Source organism: Hymenobacter convexus (assembly GCF_030580955.1).
In the GTDB taxonomy this organism is placed as follows: Bacteria; Bacteroidota; Bacteroidia; order Cytophagales; family Hymenobacteraceae; genus Hymenobacter.
In genome coordinates this window covers 223,490-239,003 of record NZ_JAUQON010000003.1, presented here as the reverse complement: position 1 = coordinate 239,003, position 15,514 = coordinate 223,490, and the positions used below count along the sequence as shown (strand labels likewise).

Below are 15,514 nucleotides of genomic sequence, written 5' to 3'. Positions count from 1 at the left end.
CGGTTTAGCGCACTACTACGGTTTTGGTAAGTATCCCACCCGTGCCTTGTGCCCGCAGCACGTAGAGGCCGGGCGCGAGGCCCGCGAGGTCAAGCACAACCGCTGTTTCCGTGCGGGTTTGCTGCAACACGGTTTGGCCCAGCGCATTGGTCAGCCACAAGTTGGCAGGGCCGAATTTGGCTGGTAGCTCTACCTGCAGCTGCCCGGCCGCCGGGTTGGGGTACACGTTGAAGCCGGGCATCGCCGTGGCCGCCCGCGTGGGCAGCAGGGTGGCATAAGTGGCCGCCGCCGCATCGGCGCTGCCATTGAGCTGGCCCAGGGTGGGGGCCACCAGCAGCGCGAAGGTGACGGTGGTAGAGTCGCCGGGGGCCAGCCGGGCCACGCGGGTGCCCACCACCTGCGATACATCGGCGCCGTTGGGCAGGCCGGCCGTGCGCTGGGCGCGGGCGGTGCCGCTGCTCAGGGTCAGAAATTTTTCGGCCGGCGAGAAGCCATCGGCCAGGCGCACCGCCGAGCCGGCGGGGGCGCCGTTATCGATGGAATAAACCGTGGGCGTGCCGCCGCGCAGCAGCCGGATGCCGGTGTAGGCGGTGGGCAGGGGCTGGGGGGCCGTCTGGCCCACGGCATACACGTAGCCCAAGGAGCGGGTGCTGTCCCAGGTGGCCACGTTGCGGGCGGCGCCATCGGAGTTGGGCAAGTCCCAATCGGTGAAAATGCCGGCGTAAAGGGGCTTGAGGGTATCGGTGGTGATGTTCTTGAGCGAATATTCCAGCAGCACGAAGTCGCGCTGGCCGAGGGCGGCCCAGGCGTAGGCCCGCTGGCGCACGCGCACGCCCACACTGCGCACCCGGCTGCCGGCCACCGGCACGGTGTCCTGAAATACCACGCGGGCTTCCTGGGTGGCGCGGGGGCCGGGCTGCTGCCGGGTGGCCTGCGCCAGGCTGAAAAACGACTGCCGCGACTGCCCGCCGCTGGTGCGCAGCCGGTCCGACACGCGGGTGGCGCTGGTGGCCAGCAGCAGGCCGCCTTCGCTGAGGATGTTACTGCTGCCGCGGTAGGTGAGGCCCGCCCCGACGCGGCCGGTCAGGTCGTCGTAAGCCAGGTTGCCGCGGCTGGTCAGGGTCAGAGCTAGGTCGTTGGCATCGAGCACCACGTAGTCAGGGTTCAGCTGCACATCCACGTACTGGTCGTACTGGAAGCCGCCGGTGGCCGTGAGGCGATAGCGCAGCGTGGCCGTGGTGTTGAGCGGAATGCCGCTGGCCGCCACCGCCAGCCGAAACGGCGCGGCCGTGTTGCGGGCCCGGCCCAAGGTGGCCAAGCTGCCCACCGCGTAGCTGCCCTGCCGCACCGTGACGTAGGGCGACAGCGAGGTAAGCGTGACCGTGAGGCCGGCCACCGGCTGTAGCAGGTTCTGCACGTCGACGGTCAGCCGGATGGTGTCGCCGGGCGTGTAGGCCGTGCGCTGCGGCGCAAAGTAGCTGGTGACCACGCGGGCCTCCTGCAAATTAGTGCGCGTCACGGCCTTCAACACGTTGAGGCGGCCCGTGCCCAGGCGGCCTACCCACTGGGCATTCGCGGGCAGGTTGTCGATGTTGTCGGTGGTTTGGCGCAGCTGGGCCGCCACCTGGTCGGAGTTGTACTGCGGAAACACGCGCCGAACCAGCGCCGCCGCCGCCGACACCAGCGGCGCGGCAAACGAAGTGCCGCCCACGGCGATGTAGTCGTTGTCGCGCACGCCGTAGGTGGTCAGAATGCTGATGCCCGGCGCCACCATATCCACGCGGTGGCTGAAGGTGCCGTTGGGGCTTTTCTGGTCGGTGCTTTGCACGCCCGACACGGACAGCACGTGGTCGTAAGAGGCCGGGTAAAACAGCAGGTCGGCGTTGGTGTTGCCGGCGGCGGCCACCACCACGGCGTCGCGGTTCAGGGCGGCGTAGTTGATGGCGTCCTGCTCGAAGCGCGAATAGCCGCCCGCCGCGCCCCAGCTCAGGTTGATGATTTGGCAGCCGTGGTCGGCCGCGTACACCACGGCCTCGTAGCCGGCGAACACGCCGGTGGCCGTGTTGGGGTAAATGGACAGAGGCATAAACCGGCAGCGGTTGCCCAGGCCCGCCAGCCCGAGGCCGTTGTCGGCCCGGGCCGCCGCCGTGCCCGCCACCAGCGAACCGTGCACGATGGTGGGGTCGTAGCCCGCGTCGTTGTCGTTGTTGGCCAAATCCCAGCCGGTGAAGTTGTCGATGTAGCCGTCGTTGTCGTCGTCGAGGCCGTTGATGGGGTCGGCGTAATTGTGCTTCACCTGCTGACGCAAATCCTCGTGGGTGAGGCGCACGCCGCCATCGGTGATGCCGATGACGATGCTGCTGTCGCCGCGCGTGATGTCCCAGGCGCGGTAGGCCTTAATCTGCTTGAGGTAGAACTGGCTGGTGGTGATGTCGGTCAGCGTCGAGTCGGCCAGCGGGTCGTTGGGCTGGTAGAGCGGCTCGCGGATGTAGAGCGGCTCCACGTACTCCACGGCGCCGGTGCCCAGCAGCGCGGCGCGAGCCCAGTCCAGCGTCACGGTGGCGGGCAACTGGAGCTGATAAATGGTGCGCAGCTCCACGCTGCCGGGCCGCTCCGGGCTGGGCGGCAGCGCGCGCGGAAACTTCTGCTGCAATGCCCCCGCGCCCAACGAGCGCAACACCGCATCGAGCGCGGCTGGCGTTTTGCCCGGCCGCAGCTTCAGCACCAGCCGGCCGGGGATGGTGGGCGGCGTGGCCGCGGCCGTGAACGTCCCGCCCAGTCCAACCAAAAACAGAAAAATAAATAAGCGTAAGGCGTTTGTCATCAGGCAGAAGGATAAAGGAACAAGCGGCTAGTAAATATACTCTTTTACGAATTCGGAGCGGGTTTGGCCTTTTGATTCAGGAAATGTTTTCGCCCAAACAACCCGGAATACGCACAGGTAATGCCGATATCGAAACAAAGTAAAACGGCCATGCTGAGCGGAGCTGAAGCGTCTCTACTGCACTACTAAAATCGATTAGTTGCACAGTAGAGATGCTTCGGCTCCGCTCGGCATGACCGTTTTATCGAACCTTGGAGCGAGCCAACGGCAGCTTGCCGCGGGCTTAGCGGGCGCGCTTGAGCTTGTTGCCGTTGCTGTATTTGTAGGGCCGCGGGGCCTTCACCGTTTTGGAGCGCTCCAGGCTATGCGGCTTGAGGTCGATGACCGGCCGGATGGTTTCGTGCCGGAACTGGGCCTTGCTGGATTTGCCTTTGCTCGATTCGGAAGGATGCGCAAACGCGCGCTTGGCTTTGATTTTGGGCCGGTTTTGGGCCTGAAGGGTGCCCGCTGCGAAGCAGGTCAGGAGCAGGAAGAGGAAGAACTGTTTCATGGCAAAAGCAAGGGAAAGCAGCGTGAAAAGAAAAACCTGATGGATAAAAGCGAAGCGCCCAGCTCCTACAGCAAGCCGCGCACATCATCGCGCAACGACTCGATGCCGCGCCGGATGGTGTGGAGCAGGCCGGAGTCGGCCCCGCCGGCTTCGTGCTGGCCGAGCTGCGCGGCCAACTGGGCGCGCTTGGTTTCAAGCGCGTCGGCGTGCTGCTGGTGGGTGCTGGCCGAGCCGGCAGCCGTGGCGTGGGCGCGGTTGCGCAGGGTCTGGATTTTGGCGTCGAGCTCGTCGAGGGCTTGGCGCAAATCGGCCTCAGACAGCTGGGGCGCGCGCGGGTGGGTGGGCGTGGACATAGCGGAGCAAATCAGGACAAAGGAACCTGGGCTTTGTACTGCGATTGCGCCGGAAAAGATGCCACGCCGGGGCCATTATTGCCAAAAAAGCTACCGCACCAGCGTGCGGGGCAGGCCCAGCTCCCGGGCCAGTGGCGCCGCGCCGGATTGCCACAGGGCGGCCAGCACGGCGTTGGCCGTTTCGGCTAGCTCTAAGTGGTAGTCTTCGTGCAGCCTGGCGGTTTGCTTCAGGGCCTCGTGGGTGCGCTTGGCCAGGTGCTGGAGCAGGGGTTGGGTGGGGCCGTGCAGGCGGGCCGTGGCCTCGGCCTGATGCCGGAACACGTTGGCCAGCAGGCGCCAGCTCAACTCCACCTCGCCAAAGGCGTCGTCGGTAATCTTGGCGTGGTAGGCCAGCCGGGCCTGCAGCTGGCGCAGGATGACGAGCAGGTCGTTGGGGGTGGGGTGGAAGCCGCGCACGGGGTCGTCGACCAGGGTGCGCAGCGCGGCGCGGCGGTTTGCCAGCGCCTCGGGGCCTTCGAGCAGGCGGTAGGCCAGCTGCTCCGTCAGCACCGCATCCTGGGCCACGAGGCGGGCCAGGAGCTGGTCTTTCTCGCGTTCGGGCAGGGCGAAGAGGGCGCGGCGCAGGTCGGGGGAGAGGGCGGGCATGGGAGGAGGCGGATGGGATGCAGCCTCAAAATAACAGCGTTTACGCCGTGCGCCACGCGCCAAAGATTCGCCAGCCGGCCAACACAGTCATCAGGGCAATCAGCCACAAAGGCAAACGCCATTCAGCGGGTAGAATGAATAATTCCCAGGGGCTGGACTCTGGTGTCGGAGGCAACGGCATCGGTAAAAAGTAGGAACCACCACAAATCAAAGGTGGGTCAAGCGACGGCGGTTGCGGCGTATATTCATCTACAAGCACATACAGGGCGAAAGGACCATGATGCATATCGAAGAGATACTTCTTCTGATTGTTGATAGCCATCAGGTCAAGCAGCCGCACGAACGATTTGTATCTGGTGTGGGGCGTGATTGCAACCCGAATGCCGCAGTTCGGAACCGTATCGGCGCGCATTGACTCAATGGTTTTCGAAATGCCAGCCAATGCAGTTGAGTCGTGGGCAGCCGTCCCATCAAATGCAATATCCTGCCACTTGTACAAGGTAAATAGCTGGGAATAAAGGAACGGAATCCTTCTCTCGCTCGAATAGAGCGTGTGATAAATGGTGTCTGAATCTGGTTTAGGTGGCATCGTCAACTGCAGCACGCTTCGTCGCGTCAGCTTCTCCCGCCACGAGCCCACGGCCACGCTGCCCAGCCACAGCAGCCCCGCCAGCGCCAGCAGGCCCGGCGGCAACAGCAGCGGGCGGCGGTAGCGGCGCGGCAGGTGGAGGTGCATAGGCAGGGGGTAGCGCGAACTCTGTAGCTCGCATGGCAGAACGACAACCGTTGAATCGGCGCGGGCACGCGGACTACAAAGTCCGCGCTACAAAACGCCCGGCACCGCCCGTTTATTCTATCAGCGTCAGGTTGTACGTCACGCCCAGCCGGAAGCCGTTGTTGAACTCGAACACCGGAAAGCGGGTGGCCGGGTCGGGGTCGTAGTGCTGGGTTATCTGGTTGAGGAATTGCAGTTCGACGCGGAAACCCTCGCTGAACTGGTAGCCCAGGCCGGCGGCCACGCGGTTTTGGTTGAACACGTTGCCGGTGATTTCCCGGCCGAAGTTGAGAAACAGCTCATCGAAGGCCGTGAAATACCACTCGTGGTCGTCGAGCGTGGGGCCTTGCAGCGGCATTTCGCCGGCCAGCTGGTAGCGGATGCGGTTCTGGCGCTGCCACACAGCGTCGTTGCCGAGGGGGCCACTGGCGCCGGGCACGCCAATCCAGCGCTGCTCCAGGCGCAGGCGGTGCGTGAGGGCCACCCGGCCGAGGGAGTCGGTCAGCGTTACATCTTCGTAGAAGCGCTTTTCGGGAAAGGTGCCCTGGTCGGCCGTGGGGTGGGCGCCGTAGGGATGGGTTTTGAAAAACGTGTAGCCGCCGCCCAGCTTCAGGCGCGGCAGCAGCTGGTAGCCCACGCCGGCCCGTAGCAGCGACTGCTGCCAGCCCGTGATGAAGCCCGTGCGCCGGGCCTGGTACTCGGTATGAACGGTGAGGTGGGGGCCCAGCCGGTGGTCGCCCTCGTACACGTACCAGCCGATGCGGTTGAAATCGTCAATTCGGTTGACTGGCCCCTGGGCCCGGGCACCCAGCGGCAACAGCAGAAGCAGCGGCAGTAAATATTTCACTGGGCGAAGGTAAGGGCCCCGCTGAGTGGTGCCGTGCGCCGGCCGGGCCCGCGCCTCAGCCCTGGCGGGCCAGCCGCCGGAGCTGGCGCAGCTCGGCGGCTTTGGTGTAGCGCAGCTCTTTGGTGCGGGTGCACAGGCCGGTGATGAAGTAGGGCGTCACCGGCCGTACTGTGCCGCGCGGGCTGTAGGCCGTGTCGATGGCGTAAGCAAACACCACGAAATCAGCCCCGACCCGATACGAAACGCCGCAGGAAGAACCCGGTCCGTCGGTCTGCACCACCACGGTGGCGCCGGCGGGCGAGCCTTTCAGTTGCCGCGTCATAGCAAACGTGTACTGGCGAAACTGCTGCCGCAGGGTCACCACCGTATCGGCGCCGGTGCGCGACCGCAGATGCAGCGTGTCCACCTTTTCCACCAGCGCTACCGACTCCAGGCGGCCCGTGAAAACGAGGCCGGCCTGCGCGTGGGCTTTCGCAATTTTCTGTTTCTCCGGAATATTTTCGGAAACGCAGGAGCAGGCCCATACGCTGGACAAATTGAGCAGAAGTACGCAGGTCAGCAGTAGGGCTTTCAACATGAAAAGTGGAGCGGTAAGGTTGTCGGATTGATGCGGGCAGCCGCCATTTTGCACACGGCTTTTGAAAATATGGTGGCGAAGCTGCGCCCAAAGCGTCGAAATCGGGCTTGCATCGCCCGGCGCGCCTCGGCCGCCGAATCTAACATTCCGCCCCCCTTCGCCGTTGGCACAAGCCTGCACTAGCCGCCGTTCATGTTTCGATTTTCTTTGCTGGCGTTGCTGGCTGCCGGGCTTGCCACCGCCCCGCTCTGCGCCCAAACGCCCGCCGCCCCCGATACCGCCCGCGCCGTGGCCCTGCCCGAAGCCACCGTGACGGGCTACGGCCAGCGCCTGCCGCTGCGCCGCACGGCCGCCGCCGTGGGCGTGCTCGACGCCCGCACCATTCAGCAGTTTAACCCCGCCGCCCTCACTCAGGCCGTGAACACGCTGCCCGGCGTGCGGCTGGAGGAGCGGGCCACAGCCAGCTACCGGCTCAGCATCCGGGGCAGCACGCTGCGCTCGCCGTTCGGGGTGCGCAACGTGAAGGTGTACTACAACGGCATTCCATTCACCGAGGCCGGCGGCAGCACGCCGCTCAACCTGCTCGACCCCGCCATCATCGGGCGTTTGGAAGTGCTGAAAGGCCCGGCCGGCAGCGTGTACGGCGCCGGCACGGGCGGCGTGGCCCTGTTTGGCACGCCCGAAGTAGTGGCGGGCAGCCGGGTGGCCGCGGGTGCCACGGTGGGCAGCTACGGCCTGCACCGCAGCACCCTCACGGCCGAAACAAGCAGCGCCACCAGCAGCGTGCGCGCCCAGTACGCCCACCAGGAGTTGGCCGGCTACCGCGAGCAAAGCGCCCTGCGGCGCGACGTTTTTGCCCTGGACGTGCGCACCGTGGCTTCGCCCAAAACCACGCTGGCCGCCCACCTGCTCTACACCGATATCGACTACCAGCTGCCGGGCGGCCTCACCCGCGCCCAACTGGCGGCCGACCCGCGGCAGGCGCGGCCGGGCACGCCCGCCGCGCCCGGCTCCGTGGCGCAGCAGGCGTTTTATGCCTCGCGCACGGGCCTGCTGGGCCTCACGCACGAGTACCGTTTCTCCGATAGGCTGGAACTGGAAACCACGGTTTATGGCAGCGGCACGGCCATTCGCACCGCCTCCATCACCGACTACGAGCGCAACACCGGGCTGGGGCTGGGCGGCCGCACGGCCCTGCGCTACCGCACCACGCTGGGCGGGCGCACGCTGCGCCTGCAAGGCGGCGGCGAGGGCCAAGCCGGCTTCGCCAACGGGCGCAGCTACCAAAACCTGGCCGGCGCGCCCGGCACCCTGCGCTACGACGACGAGCTGACCACCACCACGGGCTTCGCCTTCGCGCAGGCCGATTACGAGCTGCCGGCCCAGCTGCTGCTCACGGTGGCCGCCAGCTACAACCGCCTGCGCTACGGCATTGCGCGGGTGAGCAGCACGCTGCCGGCCCCGGCGCCCAGCTACACATTCAGCCGCGATTTCCGACCGGTGGTGTCGCCGCGGGTGGCGCTGCTGCGCGAATTTGGGGTAGGGCTGTCGGTGTACGGGAGCGTGAGCACCGGCTTTGCCCCGCCCACCACCGACGAAATTCGCACGTCCGATGGGCAACTCAACGGCGACTTGCAGGCCGAGCGCGGCACCAGCTACGAGGTGGGCACGCGCGGCAGCCTTTTCGCCAACCGGCTGCGCTACGAACTGAATGTGTTCGATTTGGAGCTGCGCCAAACCATCGTGAGCAGCACCACCGACCAGGGCGTGGTGGTGTTTCGCAACACCGGCAGCACCCACCAGCGCGGCCTCGAAGCAGCCCTAAGCGGCTGGCTGTGGCGGGCCGCGTCGGCTCCATCGCAGCCCGAAGCGGGCTTCCCGGCGCCGGCCGAGCCCAGCGGCCTGCGTGCCTGGGCCAGCTACGCCTACAACGACTTCCGCTTCGGCAGCTACCCCAGCGGCGGGCAGGACCTGCGCGGCAACCGCCTCACCGGCACCGCGCCGCACACGCTCAGCGCCGGCCTCGATTTCAGTGAACCCCACGGCTTCTACCTCAGCCCCAACCTCGGCCACCAAGCCCGCGTGGAGCTCACCGATGCCAACACCGAAACCGCGCCCGGCTACTGGGTGTTCGGGGCGCGCGGCGGCTGGCGGCGCACCCTGGCCGGCCACCTCGAAACCAACCTCTACGCCGGCCTCGACAACGCCACCGACCGCCGCTACAGCCTCGGCAACGACCTCAATGCCTTTGGCGGGCGCTACTTCCAGCCCGCGCCGGGCCGGGCCGGGTACGTGGGCGCGCAACTGGGCTGGCGCTGGTGATGGGCCGCCGCTGAAAACGGCACAAGGCCCAAAAAATAGCGGGCAGCGTGTGCTGCCGGCTAACTGACGGCAGGTAAGAATCCGAAGTGTTTATACACAAACACACACATACAACAAGCTATTCGCTTTCTTCAAAAGCCACCGGCGCAAGGTGCTGGCCCTGCTGCAGAAAGGAAGCCGGTGTCTCGCCCGTAAACCGGCGAAACTCCCTGATTAGGTGCGCCTGGTCGTAGTAGCCGCATTCGTGCGTCACATCCTGCCAGTCCACCAGCGGCTGGGCGTTCAGCTGCTCCACCACGTAGCGGAAGCGGCTGATTTCGGCAAACAGCTTGGGCGCCACCCCCACCACCTCCCGAAACCGGCGCTCAAACTGGCGCCGGCACAGGTGCGCTTCCGTGGCCAGCGCATCTACGCTCACCTGGCCGTGGCGCTGCAACACGCCGGCGGCCAGGGTTTCCAGGGCTGTGGGCCATTCGCCCGGGCCTGTTTCGGCCAGCAGCAGTGCTTCGGCGGCCCCGGCGCGGGCCGTGTCGGTGGGGGCGCCCGCCAGCGCCGCGGCCAGCGCCCGCACAAAGGCGCCGGCCCGGCCCGCCAGCGCCGGGCCGGCGGCGTAAGCCTGCGCCATCGAGAGGCCAAACAGCTGGTAAAAGCCCGTGGGAAGAAACGTGATGCCCAGCAGCCCCGTGCCCGGCGCACACTGCAGCTCCAGCCGTTGGTAGCAAACCGGGCGGCACAGCCAGGCTTCGTCCGTGCCGCCCAGCAACGCCTCCTGGCCCGGGAAAGCCTCGGCGGTAGTATAGCCAAAAAAAAGCGCCGGGGTGGGCGAGGGCAGCACAATCTGGGGCCGCGTTACCTCCCCATCACTCCCCGCCTCAAACACCCAGTAGTATTCTACCAGGTGTTGCAGTGCGGGTAAGGGCTTGAAGGCTTGCCATTTGGTGTAAGACATAATGTTGAGGCTTCTATCCGGCGCCATTAATATTAATAAATTTTAGTATTGTAATATAGTAAATGCTTAACTAATTATTGGAATAATTAGATTGTTGCCGGCGGCATTGGTTATTTAAGGCCTGGAGTCCTTTTCAGTCAGGCTGTTCTTTCGGCAGGGCTCCCAAAGCCGGTTGCGACGCCCGTAAACGCAACAAGGCCTCCATCGCACGATGGAGGCCTTGTTGGAAGGGTCGGGAACCGTGCCGGCTTAGTTAGGCCCTTGCTCTTCGGGCAGGGTGAAGGCCCGGTCGCTGGGGTTGGTGAGCTCGCGGGGCAGGTTTTCGTCAGACGCCGGGGCGGGGCCAGTCTGGTTCATCTCCTGCGTGTCGGAGCGCAGCGAGTCATCCATCTCGTCGGCCTTTTCCTGGCCGGAGGCGTTGTTATCGTCGAGCTGCTGGCCGTAGGTTTCGGCGTTGAGCATGGGCGTCGAGGCGCCGTCTTCGGCGTTGTCCTCTTCGTTGAAGGTGTTGGGGTTGTCGGGCGACATGGGGTGATTTACTAAAGTGAAAGCCAGGACCTACTCGTCGTCGTTGGCCGGGTACTTGGCGTCGGCGGGCTCTTCGCGGGTGTTGTGGGTGCCGCCGCCGGCGTAGCGCGGGTCATCGATGGCCCAGGCCTTGCGCTGAATGTCATCTTCCTCGCCCTGGGTGGCCCGCACGAGGTCGGGGGCTTGGTTCTGCTCCACGTGGCCGGGCTGGTCTTCGGGGCGAGTGGGCGCATTTTCAGCGTCCTTCTCCCGGTCGCGGAACTCGCTGAACTCGTCAGGGTTGTCGTTGGCGCCGCTGCGGCCGGGGGCCGTGGTGTTGGCGGGAGCATCGTATGTAGCGGCCATGGGCCCGGAGGCAGGCACACCGCCAAACTCGCCGTAGTTGGGGCTGGCCGCGTTCACGGCCGGGTCGTTCGGGTTGGGGCGGGCGGCGGCGGCGCGGTCCTGCTGGTCTTCGGGGCGAAAGTCGTTTTCCGGCGGCAGGGGAGGGTTTTGCGTATCCATGGGAAAGAAGAAGGGTAAGAATAAAACCAAACGGGCCGGGCCCGTCTTTCCCTGCTGTACGCAAACCAGCCGCTGCCGTTCACTTTCCGGCCCAAGGGCCGCTATTTCCACCCCTCACCCGCTGCTTACATGGCCATTACGCACCACGCCGCCGACCAGGAATTCACCACCACCCGCGACGGCTTCACCGCCGAGCTCGCCTACGCCCGCCCCGAAGACGGCGTCATCGACTTCACCCACACCTTCGTCGACGAAGGCCTGCGCGGCCAGGGCGTGGCCGAAGAGCTGGCCCGCGCCGGCCTGGATTTCGCCCGCCAGGAACACCTGAAAGTAAAAACCACCTGCAAGTTCATGGCCGGCTTCGTGAAGCGCCACCACGCCGATTACGCCGATATTCTGGCATAAAGCCCGCCATAAACCGTCCGGTAGGCACTCAGCGAAGCCGCGGTCTGCCCGGAATACATTCTGGGCTTCCTGGCTGAGCGCAAGCACAAAAAAAGCCCCTGACCGGAAGGTCAGGGGCTTTTTACATACATGAGGAGGCCTTAGCGCACCACCACGCGGCCGGTGTAGGTCACCGTTTCGCAGAGCACGCGCACGACGTAGACGCCGGCGGTCAGGCCGCGCAGGTCCAGCGGCACTTCGCTGGCCGCGCCAAGCTGGGCCGTGCGCCAGCGCACGGAACGGCCCATCACGTCAAGCACTTCGATGGAGGCCGGGTGGGCCGATGACTGACCCAGCAAGCGCACCGTCGCGGTTTCGGAAGCGGGGTTGGGGTACACTTCGAGGCCGTAGCGCACCACCGAAGCGGCGCGGCTGGCCGTAGGAATGAAGCAGGCGGTGCTGGCGTAGGAGCCCACACCGGCGTAGTTGTCGACGCCGCCGGCGCTCCAGGTGGCGCTGCCGTTGGGGCCGTTCCAGCGGCCGCCCTGGCTGACGGTGGGCTGACGCACGAGGGTGTTGTTCAGGGTCGAGCCGTTGGGCACGGTCCACTCGGTGGGGCGCTGGCCGATGACGCCGATGACGTCTAGGGTGTCGGTGCCGTCGAACAAGGCAATGGCGTCGTCGCCGTTGAAGAAGGCCACGCCGCTTTGCAGGTCGGTTTGGGCGGCCACGCCGGCATCGGTCACGCCGGTATTGGCAATCACGTACACGTCGCCGGGGGCGATGGTACCGGTCAGGGCCTGGGTGGTGGTGGGGGTGGTGGCGCCGTTGGCGTAGAGCACCACGCTTTTGCCGGCCAGCGACATGGGGCTCAGCGTGGGGTTATAAATCTCCAGCACCTTGGTGTTGCCCACGTTCGACTCCACGTACTGCGAGAAGTAGGGCTTGGTGCAGGGCGCGCCGGCCGGGGCCGCGTCGTCGTTGAGAATGGTGAGCGTGTGCGTGCTGGGCTGGCCCACAATGATGGTGGCATTGGAGGGCGTGCCCAGGCGCAGGCGCACGGTTTCGTTGGGCTCGTAGGTGGCGTCGCCGTTCACGGTCACCGTAATGGTTTGGGTGAGGGCCGTGGCGCTGAACGTGAGGCTGGTGGTATTAAGGGTGTAGTCCGACGGCGAGGTGGCGGTGCTGTTGGCCGCGTCCACGCTCACCGGCACGGTGAAGGTGCCCGTGGGCAGTGTGCCGCTGGCCGTCACGGTGGCGGTGTAGGTGCTGGTACCGGCGTTGCCTTCGGTAATGCTGCCCGTGGCCGCCGCAAAGCTGATGGTGGGCGCGGGGCCGTCGTCGTTGGTGATGGTGAGCGTGTGGGTGCCGGGCGAGCCCACGCTGTTGCCGGTGCTGGGGTTGGTGAGGGTGAGCACCACGGTTTCGTCGGCCTCGGGCTGGGTGTCGCCGGTCACGGTCAGGGTCACCGTTTGGGAGGTGCTGCCGGCCGGGAAGGTCACGGTAGCGGGCGAAGTGAAAGCGAAGTCGGTGCCGTTGGTGGCGGTCGAGTTGGTAGCGTCCAGGTTCACCTGCACGGTGGTGGCCGCGGTGGCGGCGGGCGCCAGGTTCAGGGTGAAGGTGTAGGTGCTGGTGCCGGCGTTGCCTTCGGCGATGGTGCCGGCGGCCGTGGCGAAGCTGAACACCGGGCCGGGCGGCGTCAGGCCCCAGGCGGTGGCCACGGTTTCGGGGTGCTCGATGTAGGGGTTGTAGTTGCCCTGGCTGATGGCCACGCGGCGGTTGCGCTCAATCTCGTGGGCGTCGACCGGGTCGGCCAGGTGCCAGGCGTAGAGGGTGTTAATGTCGGCTATCGAGCTGATGCTGTTGTGGCCGGTCGCAATCAGGTCGGGCTGATTGGCGTGCATCGTGTAGAAATAGAACACGGAGCGGGCCACGTTGCCCTTGTGGTCTTCGCGGGGCTCAAACTGGGTGTTGGTGTCCTCGCTCCACTCGGCCAGGTTGGCGGTCGGAATGGTGTTCTGGCTCACCAGCAGGCGCATCCAGGTCTGGGTGGTGGCGTCGGGGATTTCGGCGTAGGGGTCCGAGCCGCGCAGGTTGTTCCAGGTGTCGTAGGTGGGGTAGAGGTGGTGCATGTCGGAGCGCATGCGCACCGTCTGGTTGAACCATGACTGCGGTACGGTGTGCTCGCAGTTGATGCGGCTCACCACGGTGGTGCTGGTATTGGTGGTGCTGTAGGGCACGGTTTCCTGGTAGCCCGAGTACACGCAAGTCACCAGATTGTTGTAGTTGTCGGCGTAGTTATACATTTTGCCGCGGGCCGTGGCGTAGCTCAGCTCCACGCGCTTGCCGTCGTACCAGTTGGTGCGGTACCAGTCGCGCAGGGCCACGCCGCTCAGGTTGGTGGGCGCGGCCGGGGGCATGGCCGGCGCCGTTTGGGCCTGCAGCGCGGCCGGAACCAGCCCGAGCACCAGCAGGCACGAAGTGAAAAGGTGTTTCATGGGAAAAGGGGACTTGGGGTCTTAGAAACTTGGGAACTTGGGTGGGAATGAGAAACGGGGGTGAGAATGAGAATAAGAAACAGGGCATCAAAGGTAACCATTCGGCTGCATGCCCGCGGCGGTGTGCCCGTTACGAAATCAAGAAACGTTCGGCTTACTTTCGCCCCATCAAGTCCCCAAGCCCCAAGACCCCAAGTCTCCAAACCCATGGCCGACATCACCCCCACCGAACTCCGCCAGCGCCAGCAAGCTGGCGAAAACCTCACCATCATCGACGTGCGCGAGCCCTGGGAGCACGACGAAGCCCGCATGGACGGCACCCAGAACATCCCCCTCGGCACCCTGCCCGACAAGCTCGACGACCTCGACGAGTGGAAAAACCAGGAAATTATCGTGCACTGCAAAAGCGGCGCCCGCTCGGGCCAGGCCAAAGCTTTCCTCACCCAGCAGGGCTTCACCAACGTGCGCAACCTGCTCGGCGGCTACCAGGCCTACGCGGCGGAGGGCAAGTAAGCCGGGCCTCCAAGAGAAAAGCCGGTCATGCCTTGAGTATTCGGGATATGACCGGCTTTTTCGGGTGAAAGCGCCGTTTGCGAGAACACTAAAGCGCCGATTATGCTTGCCAAACGATTCTTTCTAGTCGCGCTTTCCGTTGGCGTCGTCAGTTGTAGCCACGCACCACCCGTGGAGCAACCGAAGCCGGCGCTGGCCAACACCATCTGGGCGCCGCGCACCATTGCGTGGGTGCGCCCCTTTCCCCACGATGCGGAATTGAAGGGAATCCAGTATGCCGACTTTCCCTTGCTCTGCTTTCGGAGCCACGGTAATTTTCTGCGGGTTTCCTCGTATCACTCGCGCGGCGAAAACGATACAATTATTGTCGCCACCGAACCAAGCGTTCGGGTCGATTCCGGTCGCTACTACGTCGGGCCAAGCCGAGTGGTAGTCATCTCGAAAACGGTGTACCGCACCTTTAAACTCATGCCTGCGGATAATATGAGCAGAGTGCGTACGGATACCATTTCTTGGAGCGGGCGGCGCTTGGTATATGAGGGCGTGGAGTACTGTCCGTACACCAAGCTTTCGGGGCGAAGCATGGACTCGTTTTGGGCACTCACGCGCTCGAAGTAAGTCGTTGCTTTTAGCCAGTCAATCCGTTGGCTCAAATGGCTCAAACGCGCGCTCGGCGCGTTCAGCCAAAATCCTAACGCTCCGACCTACTCCTCATGGCCACTACTCGTTGGGCAAAGTTTGCCAAGGCTTTGGTTCTGCTCCTGCCCGTGGTGCTGGTTCTGCCGCTTTACTTCCTTGTCAAGGGAAGGACGGCCGAAGAAAAACCTTCCTTTTATCAGGAACCCATGAAGGAATCGGACGTGTGGCGGCTGCCCCTCGTCGAGCCCCACGAACTCATCACCGCGTATTGCTGCGAGGGCTGGAATTTCCAGCCGGCCGGATTCCCAGACCCTTTCACGGCCGATTCCGTGAACTACGTGAAGGGCTACATCCTCTTCTTTGGCTACCCCGGCACCTACGGGTTCCTCGACACGCGGCAGCAGCGGGTGGTGCGGCTGGGCATGCGCCAGGACTTTGCCGATTCTCTCGCGGCCAGGGCCCTGCCGGCGCGGCTCTATAAAACCGAAACCGTTTACCGCAACTGGGTCCGGACCGGACAGCTGCCCTGGGCTGCCGAAATACTGGCTACCCAAGAGGCAGAGCAAGGCAGCCAGTAAGCGCGCAGCTTTCCCGGCGCAGAAAGTC

General features: G+C 65.1%; 16 protein-coding genes. 5 read left to right on the top strand and 11 right to left on the bottom strand.

Features of this window, described 5'->3' with window-relative positions:
• Positions 1 to 4 precede the first annotated feature (4 nt).
• The 7 genes from Q4S41_RS07675 to Q4S41_RS07645 form a co-directional block, all read right to left on the bottom strand.
• Entirely contained in the window at positions 5 to 2,824 is a 2,820-nt protein-coding gene (locus tag Q4S41_RS07675) for a S8 family peptidase (protein ID WP_305030519.1), read from the bottom strand.
• Between the two features lie 283 nt (positions 2,825 to 3,107).
• On the bottom strand, positions 3,108 to 3,374 hold the full coding sequence (locus tag Q4S41_RS07670; protein ID WP_305030518.1) for a hypothetical protein: 267 nt from the start codon (positions 3,372 to 3,374) through the stop codon (positions 3,108 to 3,110).
• 65 nt (positions 3,375 to 3,439) lie between these two features.
• On the bottom strand, positions 3,440 to 3,727 hold the full coding sequence (locus Q4S41_RS07665) for a hypothetical protein (RefSeq protein WP_305030517.1): 288 nt from the start codon (positions 3,725 to 3,727) through the stop codon (positions 3,440 to 3,442).
• Positions 3,728 to 3,817: 90 nt separating this feature from the next.
• The gene (locus Q4S41_RS07660) at positions 3,818 to 4,372 is read right to left on the bottom strand and encodes a hypothetical protein (RefSeq protein WP_305030516.1); all 555 of its coding nucleotides are present in this window, start codon (positions 4,370 to 4,372) and stop codon (positions 3,818 to 3,820) included.
• 40 nt (positions 4,373 to 4,412) lie between these two features.
• Complete coding sequence (locus Q4S41_RS07655; RefSeq protein WP_305030515.1) at positions 4,413 to 5,108, bottom strand: hypothetical protein; 696 nt, start codon at positions 5,106 to 5,108, stop codon at positions 4,413 to 4,415.
• Between the two features lie 112 nt (positions 5,109 to 5,220).
• Positions 5,221 to 5,994 carry a DUF2490 domain-containing protein gene (locus Q4S41_RS07650; RefSeq protein WP_305030514.1) on the bottom strand — a complete coding sequence of 258 codons (774 nt, stop codon included), beginning with the start codon at positions 5,992 to 5,994 and terminating at the stop codon, positions 5,221 to 5,223.
• A gap of 55 nt (positions 5,995 to 6,049) precedes the next feature.
• Positions 6,050 to 6,571 carry a hypothetical protein gene (locus Q4S41_RS07645; protein WP_305030513.1) on the bottom strand — a complete coding sequence of 174 codons (522 nt, stop codon included), beginning with the start codon at positions 6,569 to 6,571 and terminating at the stop codon, positions 6,050 to 6,052.
• Positions 6,572 to 6,763: 192 nt separating this feature from the next.
• Here Q4S41_RS07645 and Q4S41_RS07640 point away from each other — a divergent pair, with 192 nt between their 5' ends.
• A complete protein-coding gene (locus Q4S41_RS07640) occupies positions 6,764 to 8,893 on the top strand; it encodes a TonB-dependent receptor family protein (RefSeq protein WP_305030512.1) in 2,130 nt (709 codons plus the stop codon).
• Positions 8,894 to 9,011: 118 nt separating this feature from the next.
• Here Q4S41_RS07640 and Q4S41_RS07635 read toward each other — a convergent pair whose 3' ends face one another.
• From Q4S41_RS07635 to Q4S41_RS07625, 3 genes are all read right to left on the bottom strand, one after another.
• Complete coding sequence (locus Q4S41_RS07635; RefSeq protein WP_305030511.1) at positions 9,012 to 9,842, bottom strand: helix-turn-helix domain-containing protein; 831 nt, start codon at positions 9,840 to 9,842, stop codon at positions 9,012 to 9,014.
• 249 nt (positions 9,843 to 10,091) lie between these two features.
• Positions 10,092 to 10,370, bottom strand: a complete 279-nt coding sequence (locus Q4S41_RS07630; RefSeq protein WP_305030510.1) for a hypothetical protein — start codon at positions 10,368 to 10,370, stop codon at positions 10,092 to 10,094.
• Positions 10,371 to 10,400: 30 nt separating this feature from the next.
• Positions 10,401 to 10,874, bottom strand: a complete 474-nt coding sequence (locus Q4S41_RS07625) for a hypothetical protein (RefSeq protein ID WP_305030509.1) — start codon at positions 10,872 to 10,874, stop codon at positions 10,401 to 10,403.
• 129 nt (positions 10,875 to 11,003) lie between these two features.
• Here Q4S41_RS07625 and Q4S41_RS07620 point away from each other — a divergent pair, with 129 nt between their 5' ends.
• On the top strand, positions 11,004 to 11,279 hold the full coding sequence (locus Q4S41_RS07620; protein WP_305030508.1) for a GNAT family N-acetyltransferase: 276 nt from the start codon (positions 11,004 to 11,006) through the stop codon (positions 11,277 to 11,279).
• A 140-nt stretch (positions 11,280 to 11,419) separates the two neighbouring features.
• On the opposite strand, the gene Q4S41_RS07615 is transcribed toward Q4S41_RS07620, so the two are convergent.
• On the bottom strand, positions 11,420 to 13,756 hold the full coding sequence (locus Q4S41_RS07615; protein ID WP_305030507.1) for an endonuclease: 2,337 nt from the start codon (positions 13,754 to 13,756) through the stop codon (positions 11,420 to 11,422).
• A 207-nt stretch (positions 13,757 to 13,963) separates the two neighbouring features.
• On the opposite strand from Q4S41_RS07615, the gene Q4S41_RS07610 reads away from it, so the two are divergent.
• The 3 genes from Q4S41_RS07610 to Q4S41_RS07600 all read left to right on the top strand — a co-directional run bounded on the left by Q4S41_RS07610 (position 13,964) and on the right by Q4S41_RS07600 (position 15,486).
• Positions 13,964 to 14,269, top strand: a complete 306-nt coding sequence (locus Q4S41_RS07610) for a rhodanese-like domain-containing protein (RefSeq protein ID WP_305030506.1) — start codon at positions 13,964 to 13,966, stop codon at positions 14,267 to 14,269.
• 102 nt (positions 14,270 to 14,371) lie between these two features.
• Positions 14,372 to 14,887: a hypothetical protein gene (locus Q4S41_RS07605; RefSeq protein ID WP_305030505.1), complete on the top strand. Its 516-nt coding sequence runs from the start codon at positions 14,372 to 14,374 to the stop codon at positions 14,885 to 14,887.
• 95 nt (positions 14,888 to 14,982) lie between these two features.
• Positions 14,983 to 15,486 carry a hypothetical protein gene (locus Q4S41_RS07600; RefSeq protein WP_305030504.1) on the top strand — a complete coding sequence of 168 codons (504 nt, stop codon included), beginning with the start codon at positions 14,983 to 14,985 and terminating at the stop codon, positions 15,484 to 15,486.
• Positions 15,487 to 15,514 lie beyond the last annotated feature (28 nt).